This window comes from Sedimentibacter saalensis (assembly GCF_007830175.1).
Classification (GTDB): Bacteria; Bacillota; Clostridia; order Tissierellales; family Sedimentibacteraceae; genus Sedimentibacter; species Sedimentibacter saalensis.
This window is the reverse complement of the sequence record NZ_VLKH01000023.1, coordinates 1-1,398: the sequence shown is the minus strand read 5'-3', so window position 1 is coordinate 1,398 and position 1,398 is coordinate 1. Positions and strand designations below refer to the sequence as shown.

2 protein-coding genes are annotated in these 1,398 nt (G+C 29.4%); both read right to left on the bottom strand.

Translation table 11 applies throughout. The features are described 5' to 3' along the window. Window positions 1-775 (bottom strand): IS3 family transposase (locus LY60_RS17895; protein ID WP_246145581.1); only part of this gene is annotated, 775 nt, incomplete at its 3' end. Between the two features lie 62 nt (window positions 776-837). After that, the coding region (locus LY60_RS17890; RefSeq protein ID WP_145087148.1) for a helix-turn-helix domain-containing protein at window positions 838-1,398 on the bottom strand (561 nt) is incomplete at its 5' end.

The window sequence follows — 1,398 nt, the reverse complement described above, 5'->3', positions numbered from 1 at the left end:
CCATGCATCCTAGTCTTTTTTGAAATCTTTTTTCATTGTAAAACTCAATATACTTAACTATTTTCTCCTTTAATTCTTCAAGTGTTTTGAACTTTTTCCCATAAAACATCTCAGTTTTTAATATGCCAAAAAATCCTTCCATAGGTCCATTATCTATGCATTTTCCAACTCTAGACATACTTTGAATCATTCCAGCTTCTTCAATCTTTCTTTTGAAGGTATTCCCTGTATATTGGAACCCTCTATCGCTGTGAAATATGGGTTTTACACAAGGGTTTTTTTGTGTCGCTTTATCAAACATTTTAAATACAAGAAGATTATTGTTCTTAAAGGATAAATTATATTCTATTATACAATTATCATAGAGATCCATTATTGGGCTTAAATAAAGCTTTTTATCATCCCCAGGAATAGAGAATTCAGTTACATCAGTAAGCCATTTTTCATTAGGAGCCTTAGCTGTAAAATCTCTTGATAGAATATTTTCTTTTGTATACTCTGGTTTTACTCTTTTACGATTAACTTTCTTTCGTCTAATTCTAGCTGTAACTCCTGAAATATTCATTAATCTATGTATATATCCTTCAGAGAATGATTTGTGATTTAGTTTGTTAATGAAAATAGTCATTCTTCTATACCCTAAAATTCCATCAAATGTTGAATGATATTCATTAATTAGTGAACATAACAATTCATCTTGCTTTTCTTTTTCAGGTTTGACTCTATTTTTATGTTTGTAGTATCCACTTCTTGAAACTTTTAGTACTTCACATATCTGGGTTACTGGATAGCCTTTATCCTTAAGAAAATCTATTGTTTTATAGGCTGTTTGGAGTCTTACTTTCGAAAGCGAAGTTCCTTTTCGAATACCTCTTTTTTTTTAAGAACTTCAAGTTCAAATTCTCTTCTTTTTCTTAATGCTTTTTCTTTTTCAAGTTCAAGTTTTAATCTATCAATTTCAGTTAAATTACTTTCATCAATTTCAGATTTTTTCTTTGGCCCACGTTTTTCATATTTTAGTGCTTCTGGTCCTTTGTCTATGTATGCTCTTGTCCATTTATATACAAGTGCATACGTAATTGTATACTTATCAGCTGCATTTTTGTAGCACATATCATTTTCAATAGCGTATTTTACTATTTCTAATCGTTCTTCAAATGTAGTTTTTCTAGATTTCATGGTATAGACATCTCCCTTAGGATCATAATCATTGTTTTCTATACCATTATACCACTTATTAATCCAGGTTCTCACAACAGAATAATCAATATTATATTTAGCTGCTAAGTCAGGTATTGAAATATTACCTATTACATATTCTTCAACTACTGACAATTTAAATTCTTTGCTATATGAACTATTTCTATTTGATGTTTCAAATGCACTAGGTCCATGTTC